1 rRNA gene is annotated in these 1,379 nt (G+C 51.2%); it reads left to right on the top strand.

Annotation, left to right across the window (positions count from 1 at the left end):
* Nucleotides 1–1,353 (top strand): 23S ribosomal RNA (locus ACYT32_RS12320); the annotation flags it as partial.
* Between the last annotated feature and the right edge of the window lie 26 nt (nucleotides 1,354–1,379).

Here is a 1,379-nt window from a genome sequence, read left to right as displayed (position 1 = left end):
TGATGGGGAGTGAAATTTTAGTAGCGAAGCACAGTAACTCACACTGCCGAGAAAAGTTTCTAGTTAGAAATAAACTGCCCGTACCGCAAACCGACACAGGTAGTCGAGGAGAGTATCCTAAGGTCAGCGAGTGAACTCTCGTTAAGGAACTCGGCAAAATGACCCCGTAACTTCGGGAGAAGGGGTGCTGGTGTAACAGCCAGCCGCAGTGAATAGGCCCAAACAACTGTTTATCAAAAACACAGGTCTATGCTAAATCGTAAGATGACGTATATGGGCTGACGCCTGCCCGGTGCTGGAAGGTTAAGAGGATCAGTTAGCTTTTGCGAAGCTGAGAATTGAAGCCCCAGTAAACGGCGGCCGTAACTATAACGGTCCTAAGGTAGCGAAATTCCTTGTCGGGTAAGTTCCGACCCGCACGAAAGGCGTAATGATTTGGGCACTGTCTCAACGAGAGACTCGGTGAAATTATAATACCCGTGAAGATGCGGGTTACCCGCGACAGGACGGAAAGACCCCATGGAGCTTTACTGTAGCTTGATATTGAGTTTTTGTGTGACATGTACAGGATAGGTAGGAGCCGTTGATATCGGAACGCTAGTTTCGAAGGAGGCGTTGGTGGGATACTACCCTTGTTATATGAAAGCTCTAACCCACGCCGCTCAGCGCGGTGGGGGACAGTGTCTGGTGGGCAGTTTGACTGGGGCGGTCGCCTCCTAAAATGTAACGGAGGCGCTCAAAGGTTCGCTCAGAATGGTTGGAAATCATTCGCAGAGTGTAAACGTATAAGCGAGCTTGACTGCGAGACTGACAAGTCGAGCAGGGACGAAAGTCGGAGTTAGTGATCCGGTGGTACCATATGGAAGGGCCATCGCTCAACGGATAAAAGCTACCCTGGGGATAACAGGCTTATCTCCCCCAAGAGTTCACATCGACGGGGAGGTTTGGCACCTCGATGTCGGCTCATCGCATCCTGGGGCTGTAGTCGGTCCCAAGGGTTGGGCTGTTCGCCCATTAAAGCGGTACGCGAGCTGGGTTCAGAACGTCGTGAGACAGTTCGGTCCCTATCCGTCGCGGGCGTAGGAAATTTGAGAGGAGCTGTCCTTAGTACGAGAGGACCGGGATGGACATACCTCTGGTGTACCAGTTGTGCCGCCAGGCGCATCGCTGGGTAGCTACGTATGGAAGGGATAAACGCTGAAAGCATCTAAGTGTGAAGCCCCCCTCGAGATGAGATTTCCCATTCCTTTATGGAAGTAAGATCCGTTAGAGAACATGACGTAGATAGGCTGCGGGTGGAAGTGTAGCGATACATGGAGCTGAGCAGTACTAATAGATCGAGGACTTAATCGAGTAAGAGTTTACAGCAGTTCGAAGTG

Source organism: Companilactobacillus sp. FL22-3, from assembly GCF_054881455.1.
Note: the sequence above shows the minus strand (reverse complement) of the source record. Positions and strands in the feature narration are given on the sequence as shown.